The sequence below is a fragment of the Cryobacterium sp. M25 genome, assembly GCF_002929635.1.
In the GTDB taxonomy this organism is placed as follows: domain Bacteria; phylum Actinomycetota; class Actinomycetes; order Actinomycetales; family Microbacteriaceae; genus Cryobacterium; species Cryobacterium sandaracinum.
This window is the reverse complement of the sequence record NZ_PJJU01000056.1, coordinates 84622-105250: the sequence shown is the minus strand read 5'-3', so window position 1 is coordinate 105250 and position 20629 is coordinate 84622. Positions and strand designations below refer to the sequence as shown.

22 protein-coding genes and 1 pseudogene are annotated in these 20629 nt (G+C 67.1%); 12 read left to right on the top strand and 11 right to left on the bottom strand.

Annotation, left to right across the window (positions count from 1 at the left end; genetic code table 11):
* The first annotated feature begins 275 nt into the window (after positions 1 to 275).
* Positions 276 to 3158, top strand: a complete 2883-nt coding sequence (locus tag CXY81_RS12455; RefSeq protein WP_104195008.1) for a bifunctional diguanylate cyclase/phosphodiesterase — start codon at positions 276 to 278, stop codon at positions 3156 to 3158.
* Between the two features lie 83 nt (positions 3159 to 3241).
* Here CXY81_RS12455 and CXY81_RS16155 read toward each other — a convergent pair.
* Positions 3242 to 3376, bottom strand: a pseudogene (locus CXY81_RS16155) (SDR family NAD(P)-dependent oxidoreductase); the annotation flags it as partial.
* Between CXY81_RS16155 and CXY81_RS16150 the strand changes: the two are divergent.
* Complete coding sequence (locus CXY81_RS16150) at positions 3370 to 3648, top strand: hypothetical protein (RefSeq protein WP_146067692.1); 279 nt, start codon at positions 3370 to 3372, stop codon at positions 3646 to 3648. The pseudogene CXY81_RS16155 and the gene CXY81_RS16150 overlap by 7 nt on opposite strands.
* A gap of 15 nt (positions 3649 to 3663) precedes the next feature.
* On the opposite strand, the gene CXY81_RS12450 is transcribed toward CXY81_RS16150, so the two are convergent.
* From CXY81_RS12450 to CXY81_RS12435, 4 genes are all read right to left on the bottom strand, one after another.
* On the bottom strand, positions 3664 to 4137 hold the full coding sequence (locus CXY81_RS12450) for a Dps family protein (RefSeq protein ID WP_104102258.1): 474 nt from the start codon (positions 4135 to 4137) through the stop codon (positions 3664 to 3666).
* A 97-nt stretch (positions 4138 to 4234) separates the two neighbouring features.
* A complete protein-coding gene (locus CXY81_RS12445; RefSeq protein WP_104195007.1) occupies positions 4235 to 4621 on the bottom strand; it encodes a hypothetical protein in 387 nt (128 codons plus the stop codon).
* Positions 4614 to 5210: an Asp23/Gls24 family envelope stress response protein gene (locus CXY81_RS12440; RefSeq protein ID WP_104195092.1), complete on the bottom strand. Its 597-nt coding sequence runs from the start codon at positions 5208 to 5210 to the stop codon at positions 4614 to 4616. The genes CXY81_RS12445 and CXY81_RS12440 overlap by 8 nt, the downstream gene beginning before the upstream one ends.
* Positions 5207 to 5785, bottom strand: a complete 579-nt coding sequence (locus tag CXY81_RS12435) for an RNA polymerase sigma factor (protein ID WP_104195091.1) — start codon at positions 5783 to 5785, stop codon at positions 5207 to 5209. The genes CXY81_RS12440 and CXY81_RS12435 overlap by 4 nt, the downstream gene beginning before the upstream one ends.
* A 123-nt stretch (positions 5786 to 5908) precedes the next feature.
* Between CXY81_RS12435 and CXY81_RS12430 the strand changes: the two genes are divergently transcribed.
* Positions 5909 to 6100: a hypothetical protein gene (locus CXY81_RS12430; RefSeq protein WP_104195006.1), complete on the top strand. Its 192-nt coding sequence runs from the start codon at positions 5909 to 5911 to the stop codon at positions 6098 to 6100.
* Positions 6097 to 6270, top strand: a complete 174-nt coding sequence (locus CXY81_RS12425; protein WP_104195005.1) for a CsbD family protein — start codon at positions 6097 to 6099, stop codon at positions 6268 to 6270. The genes CXY81_RS12430 and CXY81_RS12425 overlap by 4 nt, the downstream gene beginning before the upstream one ends.
* 19 nt (positions 6271 to 6289) lie before the next feature.
* Here the strand turns inward: CXY81_RS12425 and CXY81_RS12420 are convergent, their stop codons facing one another.
* From CXY81_RS12420 to CXY81_RS16145, 4 genes are all read right to left on the bottom strand, one after another.
* Positions 6290 to 7264 carry a magnesium transporter CorA family protein gene (locus CXY81_RS12420; protein ID WP_104195004.1) on the bottom strand — a complete coding sequence of 325 codons (975 nt, stop codon included), beginning with the start codon at positions 7262 to 7264 and terminating at the stop codon, positions 6290 to 6292.
* 36 nt (positions 7265 to 7300) lie between these two features.
* Positions 7301 to 8791 (bottom strand): sucrose phosphorylase, encoded by a 1491-nt coding sequence (gtfA, locus tag CXY81_RS12415; RefSeq protein WP_104195003.1) that lies wholly within the window; start codon positions 8789 to 8791, stop codon positions 7301 to 7303.
* Positions 8792 to 9002: 211 nt separating this feature from the next.
* Positions 9003 to 9170, bottom strand: coding sequence for a hypothetical protein (locus tag CXY81_RS16445; protein WP_158252061.1), 168 nt, complete (start codon positions 9168 to 9170; stop codon positions 9003 to 9005).
* Positions 9171 to 10337: 1167 nt separating this feature from the next.
* Positions 10338 to 10718, bottom strand: a complete 381-nt coding sequence (locus CXY81_RS16145; RefSeq protein WP_134544649.1) for a hypothetical protein — start codon at positions 10716 to 10718, stop codon at positions 10338 to 10340.
* Between the two features lie 17 nt (positions 10719 to 10735).
* On the opposite strand from CXY81_RS16145, the gene CXY81_RS12395 reads away from it, so the two are divergent.
* From CXY81_RS12395 to CXY81_RS12375, 5 genes are all read left to right on the top strand, one after another.
* Entirely contained in the window at positions 10736 to 11470 is a 735-nt protein-coding gene (locus CXY81_RS12395) for a TetR/AcrR family transcriptional regulator (RefSeq protein ID WP_104194999.1), read from the top strand.
* A gap of 117 nt (positions 11471 to 11587) precedes the next feature.
* A complete protein-coding gene (locus CXY81_RS12390; protein ID WP_104195090.1) occupies positions 11588 to 12805 on the top strand; it encodes an acyl-CoA dehydrogenase family protein in 1218 nt (405 codons plus the stop codon).
* Positions 12806 to 13058: 253 nt separating this feature from the next.
* The gene (locus CXY81_RS12385; RefSeq protein ID WP_104171714.1) at positions 13059 to 13262 is read left to right on the top strand and encodes a hypothetical protein; all 204 of its coding nucleotides are present in this window, start codon (positions 13059 to 13061) and stop codon (positions 13260 to 13262) included.
* A gap of 357 nt (positions 13263 to 13619) precedes the next feature.
* A complete protein-coding gene (locus tag CXY81_RS12380; RefSeq protein ID WP_104194998.1) occupies positions 13620 to 15338 on the top strand; it encodes a chromosome partitioning protein in 1719 nt (572 codons plus the stop codon).
* A gap of 215 nt (positions 15339 to 15553) precedes the next feature.
* On the top strand, positions 15554 to 16516 hold the full coding sequence (locus CXY81_RS12375) for an FKBP-type peptidyl-prolyl cis-trans isomerase (protein ID WP_134373247.1): 963 nt from the start codon (positions 15554 to 15556) through the stop codon (positions 16514 to 16516).
* On the opposite strand, the gene CXY81_RS12370 is transcribed toward CXY81_RS12375, so the two are convergent.
* A complete protein-coding gene (locus tag CXY81_RS12370; RefSeq protein WP_146067691.1) occupies positions 16513 to 16743 on the bottom strand; it encodes a hypothetical protein in 231 nt (76 codons plus the stop codon). The genes CXY81_RS12375 and CXY81_RS12370 overlap by 4 nt on opposite strands.
* 85 nt (positions 16744 to 16828) lie before the next feature.
* On the opposite strand from CXY81_RS12370, the gene CXY81_RS12365 reads away from it, so the two are divergent.
* From CXY81_RS12365 to CXY81_RS12355, 3 genes are read left to right on the top strand one after another with little or no spacing between them, the layout of a single operon-like run.
* Entirely contained in the window at positions 16829 to 17824 is a 996-nt protein-coding gene (locus tag CXY81_RS12365) for an ATP-binding cassette domain-containing protein (protein ID WP_104194996.1), read from the top strand.
* A complete protein-coding gene (locus tag CXY81_RS12360; protein ID WP_104171719.1) occupies positions 17821 to 18648 on the top strand; it encodes an ABC transporter permease in 828 nt (275 codons plus the stop codon). The genes CXY81_RS12365 and CXY81_RS12360 overlap by 4 nt, the downstream gene beginning before the upstream one ends.
* 31 nt (positions 18649 to 18679) lie before the next feature.
* Complete coding sequence (locus CXY81_RS12355; RefSeq protein ID WP_104194995.1) at positions 18680 to 19375, top strand: GyrI-like domain-containing protein; 696 nt, start codon at positions 18680 to 18682, stop codon at positions 19373 to 19375.
* Positions 19376 to 19399: 24 nt separating this feature from the next.
* On the opposite strand, the gene CXY81_RS12350 is transcribed toward CXY81_RS12355, so the two are convergent.
* Positions 19400 to 20629 carry a GAF domain-containing protein gene (locus CXY81_RS12350; RefSeq protein WP_104194994.1) on the bottom strand — a complete coding sequence of 410 codons (1230 nt, stop codon included), beginning with the start codon at positions 20627 to 20629 and terminating at the stop codon, positions 19400 to 19402.

The window sequence follows — 20629 nt, the reverse complement described above, 5'->3', positions numbered from 1 at the left end:
GATGCGGCGTCGTAGAACCGGTAGATCCAGACGGAGTCCGGTTCCAGCGAGCGTGGATCGGCATTGATCAGGACGTTCTGCTGTCAGTAAAGCCTCACACATAAATGACGGGGTAGCGCTCGCTCATCGCGTCTTCATTCGCGCGTCACGTGTCACGACAGGAGGTCTTGGTGGCACGATTGGAGGCGTTCGACAAGCGGATGACGTTCCTGAACCGATTTCCGCGCTTACCCCACGCCGAAACCCGTCGATAGAGAGTTGAGAGGTGCAAGACGATGGACACAGAGCCGCGCGAAACCGCAAACACGACCATCAGCCTACTCTTGCGCCACGTGCGTGAGCGCGGTGGGGAGGGAGCCGTCATCGAGGTGCTCGCCCGGGCGGGCGTACAGCAGGATGCAAAGACTCTCCAGAACACGTCCGCGTGGGTCAGCTACGCCACCCGAATCCGGCTGTTCGAGGCCGCAACCGCGGTGCTCGGTGACCCGAACACCATGTTCACCGTGGGCACCGGTGCGGTCCGCGGTGACGTCCAGCCCGTGCTGGTGCAGCTCCTGAGTGTGTTCGCCTCACCTGGAGCAATTTTTCGCCAGCTGCCACGCATGGTGCCGAAGTTCACCACAACGTCGACGATGGATGCAGTCCGGGTCGGACAGACCAGCGCGACCGTGCGCTACCGCCTCCACGACGGCTATCGTCCGTCCCGACTCGACTGCCAATACGCCCAGGGACTGTTTTCGTCCGTGCCGGCCATTTTCGGACTCGCCCTTGCCCACATCAGCCACCCGCAGTGCCAATCGGACGGCTACCCGGCGTGCGAATACGTGCTGACCTGGTCAACGCGGGTGCGTTGGTGGTCGTGGCGCACGCGGAGTCGCTGGGTCGACGCATCCCTCGGCGTACTGCGCGACAAGGTGCGGGAGGTGCAACTGGCCGCGGCTGACCTCGTTAGCAGCGACGATGTCGACGAGGTGCTCGCCCGAATCGTCGATCGCGCCGCCTCCGCCGTGCTCGCGCCGTCGTACCTCCTCATCGTCGAACCTGCCGGGGGCGGCGCGCCGCTGGTCCGCCACCGAGGGCTTGGCGACGAACGTGGCGCCGATCTCGTGGCACGGATGCTGCGCGGCGAGCAACTGGGCGAGCGCGCGCTGGTCGTCGACATCGCATCCAATCGCAGGATCCACGGGCATCTGGCCGCCGTGTTCACGGAGGGACACACCGCGATGCTAGGAGATCGGGCCCTGCTCGAGGCCTACGCCGGACACGCGGCCGCGGCCCTGGACCTGTTCACGGCGCTCGAGGAATCCCGCCGGGAGGGAGTTCGCACGGCCGCACTGCTCAACCTCGCCCACCAACTGGCGATCAGCGACAGCGTCGAGGCGATCGCGGAAGTCATCGCGTCGGCACTGGCGGCGATCGTCGGCAGTGACGCGGCATCCGTTCTCCTCTGGGACGCCGACCTTGGTGAGCTTCGCCCTGCCTCAGCCGTCGGTTTCGAGCCTGCCGATCGCGAATTCTTCATGCGTACGACGCTGACTGTGGAGCAGACGCCGGAGCTTCTCGGCGTTCTCAGGCGGCAGGAACGCGTTCTGATCACGGCTGACGACGCCAGCCCGGCCCTGGCGGAGCTGCTCCGTGCCATCGGTTCACACAACGTGGTCGCCGTCCCCCTTCTCGCCGGGGATATGTTGATGGGCGTCGCGACGGCCTGCTGGGTTGCCCCCGTCGCGGCCGAGGTCCTGGCGGAGGCCATCACCCTGATCGAAGGTGTCAGCCACCAGGGAGAAACGGCCATGCAAAGGGCCCGGCTGCTCGAGACCGTGAGGCACCAATCCCAGCACGATGCCTTGACGGGCTTGCCCAACCGAGCGCTGTTCGCGCTGCTGCTCGACACCGCCTTGGCAGAGTGCCAGCCTCACAGCCGAACGGCGGTGCTGTTCTGCGACCTCGACAACTTCAAACGCGTCAATGACCGGCTGGGCCATCGCGCCGGGGACGAGCTGCTGCGGCAGGTCGCGGCTCGCCTGCGCGCCGAGGTTCGAACCAATGACACTATCGGCCGCCTCGGCGGCGACGAGTTCGCGGTGCTTGTCACCGATCTCGACGGCGAAGATTCGGCCATCGAGCTGGCCCACCGAGTAGTCGGCTGCCTGAATCCCCCTTTCCACCTGGCCGGCCAGCACGTGCGCATCTCCGCCAGTGTGGGTGTTGCCTCGCACAGTGGACAGGGGGGTCGCGGCGAGCAGCTCCTCGACGCGGCCGACGCCGGGATGTACGACGCAAAGAGAACGGGACGGAATCAGATCGCCGTCGCCCGCACCGAGGTGCCGGGCAGCGCATCATCGAACCCGGAATCACCGGGGGACACCGACACGTCACTGCTGGTCGAGCTGGCCCGTGCTGTCGAGGCAAACGAGATGAGGCTCTACTACCAACCTGTCGTGGACATCTCCCGTTTCGGCGAGGAGACGGTGGTGGGCGCGGAAGCCCTCATCCGCTGGGCGCATCCGCGACTGGGCGTTTTGGCCCCGGGCGCCTTCTTGCCGCTGGCGCAGGAACGCGGCCTCATCACCGAGATGGATCTGTGGGTGATCGCGACCGCGTGCCGGGACGTGGTCGAGTGGCCGCAGTTGGGCGCTCGGCCTCTAGGCGTCGCGGTCAACCTCGACGCCGCCACCCTTCTGGACTACCGACTCGTGTCGACGGTTCGCACGGCTCTCAACCGCAACGACCTCGCACCGGAGCGGCTCACCCTCGAGGTGGTGGAGAGCAGATCACTGGTCGACCTCCCCGGCATCGTCGAGCGCCTCGTGGAACTGCGCCGCCTGGGCATCCGCATCTCCCTGGACGATTTCGGCACCGGCTTCTCGACCCTGGCCTGGCTCAACACCCTTCCCGTCGACCAGATCAAGATCGACCGCAGCTTCATTCAGGACCTTCCCAACGCCTCCTCCGTCTCCCTCGTGCAGGGAATCCTGGCGCTGGCGTCGAAGCTCGACGTGGAGGTGATCGCCGAGGGGGTGGAGACCACGGAACAGCTCGACAGTCTCCGCACCAGCGGCGCCGTGCTCGCCCAGGGCTACCTGTTGGGCCGCCCGAGCGCGACCTGGGACCCGATGGCTGGAAGCGCGGTTGCGGCGGCCCGACGCGGGGCATAGCGCACGAGTCCGGGCGTGCTCGCCTCAGATCGCGGCCTGGCCGCCGTCGGCCGGCAGGACGGCCAACTGGTTCATCCGTTCGGGGACACATCGCTCGCGATGACCCTGGCACCCTCGATGGCGAAACGGATGGCCGGGGCCCGGCCGATCCCGGACCCCGCACCGGTCACGATGGCCGTCTGGCCCTGCAAACGGTACGGGGCGAATGCGGGTGCCATGGAGTCCGAACGAGCTGGCGCTGATCGCCCTGCGGCTCTCCCGGAAGCGCGAATTCGATGCCTGCAGCAGGGCGGACGTCGCATCCGCCGCCAGGGCCAGCCGGCGCACCCTGTTCCGTCACGTCACGTCACGTCTAGGTCCGATGGCGGCACACGCCTTGTCGGCGGTGGCCGACGCGGCCCCGTTCTGGTGGGTCGAATTCAGCGTTGGCGAACAGCAGGCGCTCGTCGGTCAGGTGATCGATCGGATCGGCCGTGCTCTGGGCGACTGAATGCAGTTGGCAGGCTCAGGCCAGCATGCTGCGCAGCATCCACGCCGTCTTCTCGTGCACGTCGAGGCGACGCACGAGCAGATCGGTGGAGACCTGGTCGGGCGCACCCTCGGCGAGGGGCAGCACCTCCCGGATGGTGCGAGCCGTGGCCTCGTGGGCGGCGACCAGACGACGGAGCATCTCCGGGGCATCCGGCAGGTCGGTGTCCTCGCGCACGACGGCGAGCTCGGTGAACTCACGGTAGGTGCCCGGCGCCGGGGTGCCCAGTGCACGGATGCGCTCGGCGATGTCGTCGACGGCCAGGGCCAGCTCGGTGTACTCGTCCATGAACATGGTGTGCAGAGAGTGGAACATGGGGCCAACGACGTTCCAGTGGTAGCTGTGAGTCTTGAGGTACAGGGTGTACGAGTCCGCCAGCACCCGGGACAGGCCGTGAACGATCTTCTCGAGCTGCTGATCCGGGATACCGATGTCGATTATCTGACTCACTGGTGACTCCTTAGGTCGTGTGGGTATTCACGCTACACACCCGGGGTGTGACGCCGCCGTGAGGACCGGTGGCCAACCGGAGTGACCGCGAACCCGGTCAGTCGATCCGGGCTACGGTGACCGCGATCTCGGTCACGACCGGGTTGCCGTTCTGGTCGAGCTGATCCGTGACCGCATCGTGCACGCGGCGGCTCACGTCGGTGGCCGCGAAGGGTGCGGCGACGCCGATCTTGACCGCGATCTTCAGGCCGCCCTCCTTCTCGGAGACGGAGACGGAGACGGAGCTGGTCGACTGCGGCTTGCCGGTCACGGCTTCGACGGTGGTTGCGATCACCGAGGCGACCACGGTTGCCACGAGCGGGGCTGCCGAATACAGCGCATCCACGCCGGGGACTGCCAGCACCGCCCCGTCGAGTTGAGCGGTCAGCTGGGCCGGCGTCCCGGGGTCGGGCGGCGGCGCTCCAGGTGCAAGGGCGTCACTCATCGCTGCTCGCTTTCGCCGGCGGGGGTACGGGTTGGTACAGGTCGCGGATGGTGATGTCGACGGCCTCGACGGCGAGTTCCGTGTGCTGGCTAAGTGCGGTGTAAAGCGCCTCCCGGAGCTGCTCGGCGAGCGGTGGAATGTTCTTGCCCTCCAGAACCGTGGCATCCACGCGCACGCTGACGGGTGCGCCGGGCTCGCTGACCTCGCCGTCGAGGCGGCACCGGCCGACGATGATGTTCGGCACGCCGTCACCGGCGGCACGCAGAATGCCGCGCACCGCACCTTCGGTCACGCTCAGGCGAGCGGTGGGGGAGGGGTGGCTGATCGGGATGTCCCGGCCCGCGCGCGCCTCCAGATTGATGTGCTGCAGAATCGAGTTGACCCAGCTGTCCTCGCGCTCGGATTCGCGCTCCACGTCCTTCCGGAGCAGGGCGCGCTGCGTGCGCCGGAGCCGCTGCATGCCGCGCAGGGCGATCTCGCACTCGGGGAAGCCGTCGATGCTCGGGTCGGCCGGGGTGCGGTCCCGGTCGAGGTAGTCGCTCAGTTCTTCGAAGGTGTGGCCCGCGAGCTCGTCGGAGGGGTTCATCATCGCCATTCCTCCATCTCTTGGAGCAGAGTCTTCCGAGCTCGGGCGAGAAGCCCACGAACCGTTGAAACGGGAACTTCCAGTTCCTCCGCGATCTCGCCGTAGCTGCATTCCGCGAGTTCTCGCAGCATCCAGCAACGGCGCTGGTCCTCCGGCAGATCGCCGAGGACACGCGTCAGAGCTTCGGTTTGAGACTCCACCTCCGCCAGTCTATGGGGGGAGTGGCTCTCCGGTGCCGGGGCGTCGGTGAGATCGACGTTGAGGTGCGGACGCCGGGCACGCAGCCGGTCGACGCTTTTCCGGCTCACGATCCGCATCAACCAGCTCCTGACGGCGGCGCCGTTGTCGAGGGTGGGCAGCTGCTGCCAGGCGGTGATGAAGGACTCCTGAACGACGTCGTCCATCTCGTCATTTGATCCCAGGACCCGGCTGGCATACACCCGCATCAGCGGGCCGTAGCGACGCACGAGCACCTCGAACGCCCGAATGTCCCCGTCGGCGGCGCGGTCGGCCAGGGTCTGGTCGGTGAATGACTCAAGCGGAGATGCGAGCGGTGCCCGGATGGGGGTCGTTGGCATCATTCCTCCACCCTCTCACCCGCCGTGTCCAAAAATTATTTGACAAATCCGTGTGACAAATATGCCACAACACACGTCGTATTACTGACAGCCTCTGTCAGCCGCAGACCGGAAGGATTCCCGATGTTCCACTCACCCGCCGTCGACGACAGCATATCCGCCGGTGCCGTCATGCCCACGTTCGATTCGTTGCTCGTCGGTCCGGCCGATGATGATGATGGCGCCGGGGACTCGACGGCTGCGACCGCATACGTCTGGGGCACGCGCGCCTGGCTGCCACCGACGCAACACCACTGGAAAGGGAAGACGCTATGAGTGCATCCGACAAGATCGAAAACGCCGCCCAGGACCTCAAGGGCAAGGCCACTGAGGCCGTGGGCAAGGCCACCAAGGATGATTCCAAGGTTGCCGACGGCAAGGCGGAGCAGTCTTCGGCGAGTGTGAAGAAGGCCGGCGAAAACGTCAAGGACGCTTTCAAGCACTAAGTTCTTCACGCATGGAGCGTCAGATCCAGTCGTTGCGCTTGAACAGCACGTAGAGCAGTGCCGAGAGCCCCACGATCAGCGCGGCCGAGCTGTAATAGCCCAACGGCTGGGCGAAGCCGGGGTAGGGCACGTTCTGCCCGTAGAAGCCCGTGATGGCTGTGGGCACGGCGATGATGGCCGCGTAACCAGTCACCTTCTTCGTGATCACGTTGAGCCGGTTGCCTTGAATCGCCAGATTCGCCTCAAGGATGGCGGTGGCCTGGTCACGCAGGCTCTCCGTCCATTCCATGACGCGCAGCACATGGTCGTACACGTCCTGGAAGTAGGGACCCATCTCGTCCCGCAGCAGGTGCAGATCGCGCCGCAGCAGCGTGTTCACGACCTCGCGCATAGGAAGGATGACCCGGCGTATCGTCACGAGACTCTTGCGCAGTTCGAAGGAGGCCCGCTGCACCGCTTCCTGCTTGGTGCCGGGCAGGAAGAGTTGGTCCTCGAGTTCTTCGACTTGTTCGTCCAGTGCTTCAACGGCGTCGAAATAGCCGTCGACGAGGTGGTCGAGCAGCCCGTGCAGGAGGAAGGCCACTCCGTTCCGGGCCAGATCGGAGGCCGAATCCCAGTGGGCCACGACGGCCTCCAGGTCGAAACCTTCAGTGTGAACGGTCACCAAGGCCCGGTCGGTGATGAACACCGCGATCTCGTGCGTGGTGACCTGAGCGGTCGCCACGCCGAATTCGGCCGAGTACGCGGACAGGAACAGGTGGTCGGGGTAGCGGTCGAGCTTGGGCCTCTGCCGCAGCGTCAGGGCGTCTTCGACCGCCAGCTCGTGCAGGCCCAGTTCGCCCGCGAGGCTGACGAGATCCTCTTCGCCGGGATCGGCGAGGTCCACCCAGACGACGGCGCCGGACAGGGCGAGGTGCTCAGACACCTCGGCGAGCGGGAAATCCTCGTCGACGAGAGAGCCGTCGCGGTAGCAGCGGGTACGGGGTGTGGGCACACTCCAGTCAAGCCCGATCTCGACCGATCGAATAGGTCAGCGCGCGGGGGGCTCCCAGGCGGCGACGGATGTGACGGTGTCGAGCACCTGCGTGCGTCCGGCATCCGTCAGCTCGATGCGGAGGCTCGGTGAGTCCAGCGTCATGGCCACGGTGAGTCGCGCGACGGCGTCCGTACCGGTCCAGAGGAGTTCGAGTCGGTCGTCGCCGATGGCCGTCCAGGAGAAGTCGCCGTCGAAGGCCGGGTGCGTGCTGCGGATGCGGGTCAGGCCGAGCTGGGCCCGGGTCACGTCGGTCGCGAGGGCACGTTCGACCTCCTCCGCCGTGTAAACGTGGCGGTTGACGTCGCGGCCATTGCCGGTGCGCTCGAAGAGTTCGGTGTCGTCGAGGCCGCCGAGCAGTCCAACGTAGTACACCTGCGGTCGGCCGGGCAGGAAGTGCTGCACGGCGCGGGCCAGAAGATAGGGCACTTCCTCGCCGCCGAGGACGCTGTAGAACGTCGCGTTGATCTGGTGCGGCAGCGTGAACCACTCGGGCACGACGGATGCGATGGAGGAGTGGCCGTGTGTGGCACGCTCCGCCCGCGCGAAGATGTCGATCATCTCGGCCTGGGTCAGCAGGCCCGGCTTGTCGCCGATCGGGCCCGCGTCGATGACGCCGATACCGTCGTGAGTGTCGAGCACGGTGATGGCGTTCGCGGGGCGGATCTTGAGCCAGTCCGCGAGGCGATCAACGGTTCCGGTGCCGAGCGAATGTAGAAGCAGAGGCGCCAGCGCGAAGTCGTAGACGCGGTCGACCAGCGGGGCGATCGCGAGCTGCTGGCTGTAGTGCGCGTGCACCTCGACCAGCACCTCGAGGCTCTCCTCGTGGGCTATGGCCACGACCGTGCGGGCGAACTCGAGAGTCTGCTCGGTCATGAAGCTGTCGGTTCCGGGGGTCTTCACGGCGTAGCCGACGGCGTCGAGCCGCACCGTTGTGACGCCGCCGGCGGCCAGCGTCTGCAACACCCGACGCAGATAGGCGAGGGCCGCGGGGTGGTGCACGTCCAGGTCGACCTGGGTGGGCATGAAGGTCGTCCAGACGAGGTGACGGCTGCCGTCGGCGCCCTGGTAGGCGGTGAAGGGGAGTCCGGGTCGCGGCCGGTAGAACGCCGTGATGTCCTTCTCGGTGCCGCCGTTCGGGAACACGGTGTCGAAGGTGAGGAACATGCCCTCGGAGGTGGAGGCGGTGCCACGGGCCAGCCAGTCGATGAACTCGACCGACGAGGAGGAGACGTGGTTGACGATGAGGTCCGCGGTGAGCCCGCGCGTGCCGGCGAGGCTGCGCATGTCGTCCCAGGTGCCCAGTCGGGCATCGACCGCGGCGTGGTCGATCGGGTCGAAGCCGGCATCCGCGCCGTCGAAGGGAACGTAGAACGGCAGCACGTGCACGCTGCCGAAGGCCCTCAGCGGGCCGTCGAGCAGCGTCTGCAGATTGTGGATGGTGCCGCCCAGGCGGTCGGCGTAGACGAGCAGCTCGATTGTGGTCATGTTCAACTCCGGTTCGACTCGGCGCGGCAGCGAACAGCACCGATTCAGAAGTTACGGCACCCGGTGGGCCAGGGCAATTCCGGCTGTCCTTCAGGCTGTCCTTCCGGCGGCTCCCCCTCGGTGGTCGAGCGTGCGAGACCCTGGAGACCCAACCCGGCCAGGGAACCCGTGACGTTGGTCGAACCGGTCGAGCCCAGGGCCCAGTACCCCCTTACTCGTCGTCCCGGGTTGCGTTCTTCCGTTCGATGGTGTCCGTCATGCGGGTGCGGGTGCGGGTGCGGGTGTCGGTGCGGCTGTCGGTGTCGGTGTCGGTGTGGGTGCGGGATTTGGTTGTGTTTCGCCCTGTGTGGGGCCCGGTTTCGAGCCGGGGTGGTGCCATGATCTGTGCGGCTCCGCGCAGCATGCGGATGGCCCGTCACTCCGCGCGGGTAAAGCACGCTCCGGTGCGCCCCGGGCGATGATGCGTCCGCCATCGTTGATCACGGCCTTCTGTTGGCCGCCGTTGCTGATCAGATCTCTGACGGCGAGCGCGTCGGGCCTGGACCGGTCGGCGACCTCGGCCGCTGCCGCCACCCGAACCGCGTCCACCCGTCTCCCGTGGACCCCGACTGCCGCGGTCACCTGCAGCAGGTCGTAGTCGTCGTCGTCGAAGCCGCGCACCGCCGAACACCGCCGAACACCGCAGAGACTCCCCACGCCCCACCGCGAGGGTCTGCCACTCAGCGACCGCGCGGGCCGCCGCGGACGGGCCGGGCACGGCAACCGCTTCGAAGCTTTCCCAGAGGTTGATCACAATCAAAAGGTTACCAAAATTAGAACAAAGAAACGAGGTTTTTTCCTGTTGTGGATAAGTGCTATTCGAAATCTATGTTCAATTTGACCGGTACGCTTCGATGAACGAATCCTGACGGCTGCGGGCGATGATGGATCACGAATTGGGGGTTTCGGGGCGGTTGTTCCTGGTGCCGACGTAGACGAGCAGTGGACCGCTACGCGGGATCACCGTGCGTTCCGGACCAGTGTGCCCGAACGCCCTGCTCCGAGTCCGAGGCCGTGCGGCAACGCCGCTGAACGAATTCGACGGAGATTTGGGCCAAAATGGCCCTAGACACTGCTGAACAGCTGTTTTTCAGGAAAACCTCCGTCGAATTGGTTCGACAGCTGACCCGGCGCTCCGCCTGTGCCGACAGGCATCCCCGGGGTGTGGTCAGCTCTGGCCCCTCCGGGAGCTACGCAACCGATCGATCAGGACCCTCTCGTGTGGTGCCGCGGAGCGTCCTGGTCGGCAAGATTCGTCCAGTGCTTCTCGGAGCCGCACTCGTCGCACAGGAACCAGATCTCTTCATCCGCCAGGGTGTCGATTGCCACGGCTCGGGTTCGCATGAGTCCGGCGCAATCGGCCTGCTGGCACTGGGGATTGAAGTCCATGTATGGAGCGCTCTCTCTCGGCGTGGCAGTTTGCCGTCTGTGTTGACCGTGCCGGTGACGTTACTCCGATTCGGCGTGTGCGACCAGAGCTGAGGTGGCGGAGCCACTTTTGCGGGTGCTATGCGCCGAGGCGTCGTGCCCGGAAGCCGAACACCATTGCCTCAATGCTTGGAGCGAGCAGCACGAGGACGGCTCGGGAGGCCGGCCAATGCTGCTGCCCCCAGCGGGACCGGTTCCTCGCCGCCGCGCTCGTAACCCGGCAGCTCAGCAGGGCATCACCCAGGAGTGCGGCGTCGACAAGAAACACCGGCAGGAAGGCCACGGAAATCCAGGAGGTCGTGAGGGCGCGGCGCCCCTCGCGGCGCCTGCTCTGCCTGGGTGCCGACGCTCGTTCCTGGAGCGGCCATGGTCGCTCCTTCGCCGCCGTCAGACTGCCCGTCCGTGCCGCACCGGGCAAGCGGGGGTGGCCTGTCAGGGCATCCGTTCGTGCGCATTCCATGATAATTTCGCCTGACCATGTCTGACCTGCCTGCCGAATCCTCCCGGCCTGCCGAGCCGCTCGGGCCGCAGAGACCTCTCTCGCGGGTCGAGGTTGCCGACATCGCGGTTCGCCTGTTCCAGGAGCACGGCTATGAGGCGACGAGCACCGTGGACATCGCCGAGGCGGCCGGGGTCTCGCGCAGCACCTTCTTCCGGCAGTTCCGGTCCAAGGACGACGTGATCTTCGCCGACCACGACGAGCTGGTCGCCCGCATCGACGAGCACTTCGCTGCGACGCATTCGGATCCCTGGCTGGCCGTGTGTGAGGCCGCCGCCATGGTCTTCGAGCGGTTCCGCGAGCGACTGGAGATCGTGCGCATCCGGGACCGGGTCCTGCGGGAGACCCCCGTGCTGCGGGACCGGGAAACCGTTATGGCGATCCGGTATGAACGGATGTTCGCCAGCTACCTGCGCAGTACCGTGCCGGGTGTGCCGCCCCTGACTGCCATCCGCTTCGCGGCCGCCGTGACGGCCACCCACAACTTCGTGCTGCGGCGCTTGATCCGGGCGACGGACAGCGTCGGCCCGTATTCGCTGGCCGCCGAACTCACCGAGGTGCGACGGCTTTTCCACCTGGATGCCGCGGAGCCAGGTCCCGAGGTGCGACCCGCGGGCGACGTGGTCGTCGCCGTCTTCCCGGCCGCCACGGATCCCACCGAACTGGCTCGCGCCATCGAGGAGCGACTGCGCGCCCAGACGCGCTCCCGCTGAGACTCAGTATCACTTGACCTGAGACTGAGTGTCAGGTAGAACTTGAACCTGGGTATTTTCTGACCGGTGCACGAGGGCATTCATGCCCTGGTGTCAGACGACATCAGCCGATCAGGCCTGCCCGACTTCGCTGTCCTCCACGAAAGGGAAACCGTGCCCGACTACGACGTATCCAGGCCCCTCGACACCGACTACTACGGCGTATTCGCCGACGTGCCTGAAACTGACCGGGCCTTCTGGGACCGCGCTCGCAGTTTTGCCACCGAGTCGCTGGACGAGTTGACGACCGCGTGGGACAAAGCCGAGTACCCGCTGCACCTGGCCCGTAGACTCGGCGAGCTCGACCTTCTCACCGACGGTGTCGTCGGCCCCGGACTGAGTCCCATGTCGCCGCTCGCGGCCGGGCTCGTCAACATGGAGATCTCCCGCGGCGATGGCTCGATGGGTACCGTGGTCGCCGTGCAGGGCGGGCTGGCCCTGCGCAGCATCGCCCTGTTCGGCAGCCCGGAGCAGCAGGAACGCTGGCTGGTGCCGCTGGCCCGCGCCGAGAAACTCGGCGCCTTCGCCCTGACCGAACCGGACCACGGCTCCGACTCGGTCGGCCTGGAGACCACCGCACAGCGCGACGGCGACGAATGGGTGCTCAACGGCGAGAAGAAGTGGATCGGCAACGGCTCGGTCGGCGACGTGACGGTGGTCTGGGCTCGTGATGACGACGGCAATGTGCGCGGCTTCATAGTGGAACAGGACACCCCCGGGTATCACGGAGAGACGATCACCGGGAAGGGGTCCCTGCGCGCCATCCACCAGGCTCGGATCACCCTCACGGATGTGCGGATCCCGCTGGACGCCGTGCTGCCGGGCACCCACACGTTCAAGGACGCCTCCACGGTGCTCTTCGCGACCCGGCTCGGAGTAGCCTGGTCGGCCCTCGGCCACGCCACGGCGGTGTTCGAGGCGGCTCTGAACTACTCGACCCAGCGCATCCAGTTCGGTAAGCCGCTCGCCGGTTTCCAGCTCGTGCAGGAGCGCCTGACCATGATGCTGTCCCGGCTCACGTCGATGCAGCTGCACTGCTTGCGCCTGGCTGAGCTCGACGGCGCCGGAACGCTGCGCCCGATCCAGGCGTCGCTGGCGAAGTATCACAACACCAGGGCGGCGCGGGAGATTGCGTCGATGGCCCGTGACATGCTCGGTGGCAACGGCATCCTGCTCGAAAACCACGTCATCCAGCACCTCGCCGACATCGAGTCGCTGCACACCTACGAGGGCACCGAAAGCGTGCAGTCGCTCCTGATCGGGCGGGACCTCACCGGGATCAGCGCCTTCCGCTGACCCGATTGCTCGGCTCAGGACTCGGTCGACCTGTGGTCGACGGATCTCGCCGCTCGCGGGTCGGGCGGGTTTCGGTCAGGTGGATGAACTGACCAATACTCGACATTGTGGAGACATTCGGCGTCTGCCAACGTACGCTGTGACACAATCACTCAGCCCGGCCGCACCGGAACGAGTCAGAGAACACGGGCAGCGCTGCGCGCAACCGTCGTGGGGGACTCGGCCCGTGCGCCTGAACCAGGAACGCAGATCGATGACCGACAAACACCTCACCGACGATCAGCTGTTGCTCGAAACGGATTACACCAGCTACGCCAGCTCGTGCCGCGACCCGCACATCACCCCGACGAACGACCTCGTGGAATGCCGACGGCAGAGCGGCCACGACGACACGCACGCCACCAGGTCCGGCCTGCGCGCCATCCGCTGGGCCGTGCCGGAGCCACACGCGGCCTAGCCGAGCACGCCTGACCCCGGCCCGCCCTGTCACACCGTTCCCCGAACGAATTCGACGGAGATTATTCCCGAATCAATGCCAGAAACTCCGAAAAGGTCGTTTCAGAGCAGAATCTCCGTCGAATTGGTTCACCTCCGGAGACGCTGCTCAACCTGTGATGAACAGCCTCCCCGCCCGGAGCCTACTGCAACGTGCCCGCGAAGGGGGGTGAGTGCCCGATCCTCGCACTCCTCTGAGTGCGTCGCCCGGCCAAACGAGGGGTGGACCCCGCTACCCCGTAGGCTGAACGGGGCACGCTTGACCGAAATTCGACGTGCTCACGCTTGATGAGCTGAGCTCGACGAAAAAAGGCCGAATATGACGCAGAACATTTCCGAACTTCCCCGCATCCGCGCGATGATCCGAAGCGACGGAACGGGAGAGCTCGTCATCGACGGTGTCAGCTCGCGCATCACCGCCGCCGACGAGGCCGGCGTGCGCGAGGAAATCATCAACCGGGTCACGGATGCCGCGCGCGCGATCGATCGCGCGGTGCGCCTGACCGCGGAAGACGAGCAGGGCAAGTCGCCGTTGATCGTTCACCCGAACGGGGACGTAGAAGACGATGGGGCCTTCATCCCGACCTCCTTGGAACCGGGACCGGCATCGGAGCCGGTGTCGACCGCGCCTGCTGCCGTCTCCGCCGCTGTCTCCGCCGCTGTCTCCGAAACCGAGGACGTCGAACTGATCGCGCTGGTCGTGCCCGCGGAACAGCAGAATTCGGGTCTCGACACCGCCGAACTCCAGGCCGCCGGGCTCGATGACGCTGGGCTTGGCACGGCTGCGCTCGACACGGCAACGCTGAAGGAAGCCAAGCGCGATGCCGACATGCGCGATGCCGATGCCGAGGTCATCCAGCAGATCGAACCGGCCCCGTCGGCACGGGCCCATGTCCCGCCCCTCACCGCATTCGATGGCCTCGTGCTCGATCTCGACGCCGACACCGACGATGAGGACGATCAGGAGCAGGACCTCGCGGCCTCGCCCTTCTCCGCTCCCCGGGCAGCCACGAACCTCGTCGGCCCGGCACCGGTGCCGGGCGGCACGTTCGCCGAGGTGCCCGCCGACGACCCCTCGATCGCCCCCGCGGCGCTCGCCGGTGGTGGTCCGAACCTCGCGGACTTCATGAATTCCCGTCCGCCGCTCGTGGCGGGGCCTGCCCTTCTGGGCTGGCAGGGCACGGTGCGGCGCCTCACCGGCGGACTCGTCTCCCCGGCCCCCGGAACCGGCGAGATGTCGCACCGCGCGGCGGTCGCGTCCGTGCAGCGCAGCCTGGTCGGCCCGCGCACGATCGTCGTGCTGAACCCGAAGGGCGGCGCGCACAAGACCACCGCGACCCTGCTCATCGCCGCGACCTTCGGCATCCATCGCGGCGGGTACACCCTCGCCTGGGACAACAACGAGACCATGGGCACCCTCGGCGTGCGGGCGCAGACCGCCGCCCACACCAACACCGCGGTTGACCTGCTCCGCGACCTCGACAACTTCGCCTATTCAAGCTCCGCCCGGGTCGGCGACCTCGACAACTACGTGCGCAACCAGGGTGACGCCCGGTTCGACGCGCTTGCCTCCGACCTCGACCCTGCCGGGGCAGCCAGTATCGACGACGTGGCGTTCGGCAAACTGCATGCCGCGCTCAGCCGTTTCTACCGGGTGCTGATCATCGACACCGGCAACAATATGCGGGCGTCCAACTGGGAGGCGGCCGTCGACGCGGCCGACCAACTCGTCGTCGTCTCCACCATCCGAGAGGACACCGCGTATGGCGCGGCCTCGCTGCTCGACGGCCTGCGTCAGAAGGGCCACGCCGACAAGGTCGCGCAGGCGGTCACAATCCTGGCGTCACCGGCCAAGACGGCCGATCGTCAGCTCTCCGTGCGGCTACACGACCACTTCAGCAAGCTGACCCGCACCGTCGTGGACGTGCCGTATGACTCCGCCCTCGTGGCCGGGGGATCGCTGAACTACGACGCGCTCGCGCCGCGCACCCGTGAAGCGTGGCTCGTTGCCACGGCCGCGATCGCCGAAGGTCTCTGACCCGGCGGCGTCCCGGTGTTGAGCCCGCCCGGCTGACAGTGTGCCAGCCGGGATTCAGGCGGCACTGATCTCGGTCGGGCATACTGGCGAAGGCCCGAACGGATGCCCATCGACTCAGATGCCCCGCAAATCAGTGTGTGCATTGAATCCTGCCGAACAGATCAGTGGTCGAAAAGATCATTGTGAATAGATCACTGTCGAAGAGAAAGATCAGCGTGCGTAAACTTCCTGCCCTCATCTCCATTGCCACGGTTGCCGTGCTCGCCCTCGCCGGGTGCAGCGGGTCCCCCTCCGACAACACCGGAGCGGCGGGAATCGCCTGCGTCGATTCCGGCACGGCGTCGGAGGCCGTGAAGGTCTCCGGCAAGGCCGGCGCCGAGCCCAAAGTGAAGTTCGAGTCGCCGCTGACCACGAAGGCCACCGAGGTCTCCGTCGTGACCGAGGGCAAGGGTGACGCCGTCAAGACCGACGACATCGTCGAACTGGGGTTCTCCGTCTACAACGCGAACACTGGCGAGAAGATGAACGCCGGCGGCTTCGGTGATGACCTCGGCGCTCCCATCACCCTGGCCAAGGACTCGAGTGTATTCCCGGCGCTGATGAAGGGTGTCGCGTGCGCGAACTACGGATCGCGCGTCGCGGTCGTGGCCCCGCCGGCTGACGCGTTCGGCGAGACGGGCAACGAGGAGCTCAAGGTCGGGGCCGAAGACAACATCATCTTCGTCATCGACGTCAAAAGTGAGATCCCCCCTCGCGCGAACGGCGAGGACCAGAAGCCGGAGGACGGCTTTCCGACTGTCAAGCTGGCCGAGGACGGCGCTCCGACCGTGACGATCCCGGCAACCGACGCTCCGACCGAGTTGAAGACCTCGGTTCTCAAGAAGGGTGACGGTGCCACAGTCGCCGAAGCGGACACCGTGGTCATGCACTACTCGGGCGTCGTCTGGTCCACCGGTGAGGTGTTCGACCAGACCTGGGGCAAGAGTGGTCCGACCCCGATCTCCCTGGCCGCCGTCGTTCCCGGCTTCGCCCAGGGTCTCGTCGGCCAGACGGTCGGCTCCCAGGTGATGATCGCGATTCCGCCGGAACTCGGCTACGGCGCCGAGGGCCAGCCCGACGCCGGCATCTCGGGTACCGACACGATCGTCTTCGTCGTCGACATCCTCGCCGCCGGCTAGCCGGCCGTTCGGCTGCGCTCGAACCGACCGGTTTTCTGGGACAGACGGCCGTCGTGCCGGGCGCCGCCGCAGTGCCGGTGCGGTATAGCACCGACGAGCACGGCACCCTTCTGCACCTGGCCGAGGTCGCGTCCGGACCGGTCGACATGGAGTTCCACGCTGATCTGGTCGGCCGGGCGCATCCGTGCGTTCAGGTGTGGCGCTTGTCCGAGTCGGTCAAGGTCCATAAAATGTTGATTTCGTGGCTCCGCTCGTTCCCGCTCGTTTCCGCTCGTTTCCCTCGTTTTTCCCCCGACCAGGCAGGGATGTCCCATGACCATCATTGAGGCCAGAGGCCTGACCAAGGTGTACCGCTCCAAATCCGGGCCGGTGCATGCGCTCGCCGGGCTGGACCTGTCCGTGCCGCGCGGGACCGTCAAGGCGCTGCTCGGCCCGAACGGCGCCGGTAAGACGACCGTCGTCAAGATGCTGACCACCCTGATCCGGCCGGACTCCGGCACCGCGTTCGTCGACGGCATCGACGTCGTCGCCGACCCCAAGGGCGCACGGCGCATTATCGGCGTTTCTGGACAGTACGCGGCCGTCGACGAGAACCTGACCGGGTTCGAGAACCTCGAGATGGTCGGTCGGCTGTACCACCTGGGTGGCGCCGAGTCCCGGCGCCGGGCCCAGGAGCTGATCGACCTCTTCGAGCTGACCGCGGCCGGCAACCGCCCGGTCAAGGGCTTCTCCGGCGGGATGCGCCGCCGGATCGACCTGGCCGGGGCGCTGGTGATCAACCCGAAGGTGCTGTTCCTCGACGAGCCCACCACAGGGCTGGACCCGCGCAGCCGGATCGCGCTCTGGGCTGTCATCAAGCGCCTGGTCGCCGACGGCACCACCGTGCTCCTCACCACCCAGTACCTCGAGGAGGCCGACCAGCTCGCGGACGACATCGTCGTCATCGACGACGGCCGGGTGATCGCAGAGGGCACGTCCGACCACCTCAAGGCACAGATCGGCGGCCACCGCCTCGAGGTGGCCCTGGTAGAGGCCGGCGACGGCGTGGCGGCCCGGGATATCCTCGCCCGTTACGGCGCGGGAGAACCGGCGATCACCAGCGACGGCCGCGGCCTCGAGGTCGCGGTGGTCGACGGGCCGCGGGCGCTGCAGCAGGTGCTGGCGGCGCTGGGTGACGCGGACATCCGTCTGCACGACGCCGGCATGCGCCGGCCCACGCTCGACGACGTGTTCCTGAAACTCACCGGCCACAAGGCGGACAAGGCCGCCGACCAGGCGGACGACGTGGAATTGGAGAAGTCGGAATGAGCTCCGCTGCCACCCTCCCCTCCTGGAATCCGCTTTCGCTCTGGTACTCCGACGGCTGGACCGTCACCAAGCGCAACCTGATCAAGATCAAGCGCTCACCCGACATGCTCGTGTTCGCGGTGATCCAGCCGATCATGTTCGTGCTGCTGTTCAGCCAGGTTTACGCCGGGTCGATCTCCGTGGAAGGCACCGACTACGTCCAGTTCCTCATGGCGGGGATCTTCGCTCAAACCGTCGTGTTCGGGTCGACCTTCTCGGGCGCGGCGATGGCGCAGGACCTCAAGGAAGGGATCATCGACCGCTTCCGCAGCCTGCCCATGACCTCCTCCGCCGTGCTGATTGGACGCACCAATAGTGACCTGGTGTTGAACACGATCTCCATGGTGATCATGATGCTGACCGGGCTGCTCGTGGGCTGGCGGGTGAACTCTTCGGTGCCGGAATTCCTCGCCGGCGTGGGACTGCTGCTGCTGTTCAGCTACTCTTTCAGCTGGGTGATGGCGCTGCTCGGCATGAGCGTGAAGACTCCCGAGGTCATCAACAACGCGTCCTTCCTGATCCTCTTCCCGCTGACCTTCATCTCGAACGCCTTCGTGCCCAGCGACACCTTGCCGACCCCGCTGCGCGTCTTCGCTGAGTGGAACCCGGTTTCGTCGCTGGTGCAGGCGGCACGGGAGCTGTTCGGCAACGAGGGCACAGCTCCGGTGCCCGACATCTGGACCATGCAGAACCCGATTGCCACGGTGCTGATCGGCACCACGGTCATGCTGGTCGTGTTCGTTCCGCTCTGCGTGCGCAAGTTCGCGTCCATCAGTTCCCGCTAGCAGGAGTCAGTGAATCCCCTGGAGAGTGCCCATGAGTGACCCGGTGCCGTTCCGCACCGACCGGCGCACAGGAGCGTTGCGCGCGCCCCGCAACACCGCGCCCGGCGGGGCCGGCCCCTGGGACGTGAAGCGCGTTCATCCGTCGCTCTACGGGCCTGCCAACGTGGACTGGGAGCTGATCGGGGTTCCGGCCCAGCGGTTCGTCGCCCTCGACGGGGCCGGCGACCCGGACACGGCGCCGGCCTACATCGAGGCCGTCGAGGCCCTCTACGCCATCGCCTACGCGGTCAAGTTCGCGGCCAAGCGTGCGCTCGGCCGCGAGATGGTCATCGCACCGCTCGAAGGCCTCTGGTACGCCGACGATGCCTCCGTCTTCACCGCCGGCGCGAAGGCGGAGTGGAAATGGACGCTGCTGATGAGCCAGCCGGACTGGGTGACGGATGCCTTCATCGCCGAGGCCATCACCGGCGCGCTCGCGAAGAAGAAGCTGTCCGCGCTCGCCCGGGTGCGGGTGGAGAGGCTTGACGAGGGGCTGTCGGCGCAGCTGCTGCATGTCGGGCCCTACGCCGGCGAGGCATCCGCGCTCGCCCGCCTGCACGGGGAGTTCCTGGCAAGCAACGGGCTGCGGGTGAACGGCCGGCACCACGAGATCTACCTCGGCGACCCGCGCCGCGCCGCGCCCGCGAAGCTGAAGACGGTGCTGAGACAGCCGGTCGCGCCGGTCTGACCCGCGCCGGCCGGGCGGCGCCGCCTACTCCTGACGCCGGCCGAGGTCGGCCTGGATCAGGAGGGCGAACTCCCGCAGCAGCACGGGGTCGACCTCGGCGGGGCCCCGGGGTTCCGAGTCGAACACGCACAGAACGCCGATCCGCTCGCCGGAGTCGGCCTCGATCGGGAAACCCGCGTAGAAGCGGGTCTGCTCCTGGCCCAGACGGGGCGGGCGGGCGGTGAACCGGTCGTCCAGGAGCACGTCAGAAACCACGAACGCTCCGGCCCCGCTCACGGCGAGGGCCGTGATCGACCCGGCCAACGAGTAGACGCGTGGAGTGAAGCCCACGCTCACCAGGTCCCAGAGCCGGTCGCCGTCGATGAGCGTCAGGGCGGCCGACCGGGTGCCGTAGGCGCTTCTGGCCAGGGCGACGATGTGGTCGCAGCGCACCTCGGTGTCGGCGGCGAGGATGCCCAGCCTGGCGACCGCCCGGCGGGGGTCAGGCGAGAGCGGCTCGGCACCCCACGCTTCCGCGCGGCCATCGGCCGTTCCTCGGGAAGCACCCAGGTACTCGGCATCGAGCGGTGGCGCCATCTCGTCTGCGAGGAGATTGGCCCACTGCACGTACTGCGCGGCCGTGCGCACCCGCCCCGGCGTTGAGGCGAGGGTTGCGGCCATGGGCACAAAGCAGCTCCGCTCCTGCCCCGCGCAGATCGCCGCGCTGGCCTCGTCCAGGCTGCGGGCGTGCTTCTCGGCCACGGAGCCCAGCCCGGAGTCGAAGGCCGCGATAGACCGGATCGGCTGCACGCCGAGCACGAAGATCCTGGTGCTGAGCGAGGACTCGTGCCGGATCCGGTCGAGCAGGGCGGACAGCTCGCGCTGCCAGACCAGGGCTGACAGGAGGGTGACGGCGTCGGTCGTGCCGAGGCTCACGACGACCGCGTCATATCGCCAGAGTCCCAGCCCGTCGAGTTCGGCCTGCGATGTGCGGATGGTGACCAGCGGGTTCGGGATGACGTCGACATCCGTGCCCCGCCCGGTGCGAGTCGACAACGCCCGCGCCAGAGATCCGGGCAGGGCCACGTTGTGGCTGAGCACGCCCCAGCCGACGGCCGGTCCGCTGCCGAAGAGGAGCACGCGGTCGCTGTCGGTTCCCGGGGAATGCGCCTGAGGAGTGTCCCGGGGCCGCGGGATGTCGTCGTAGTCGCGCGTCACGGCCGCCGACCAGGCTCGCATCAGGGGTACCAGCACCCAGCGCAGGAGTTGCGGCAC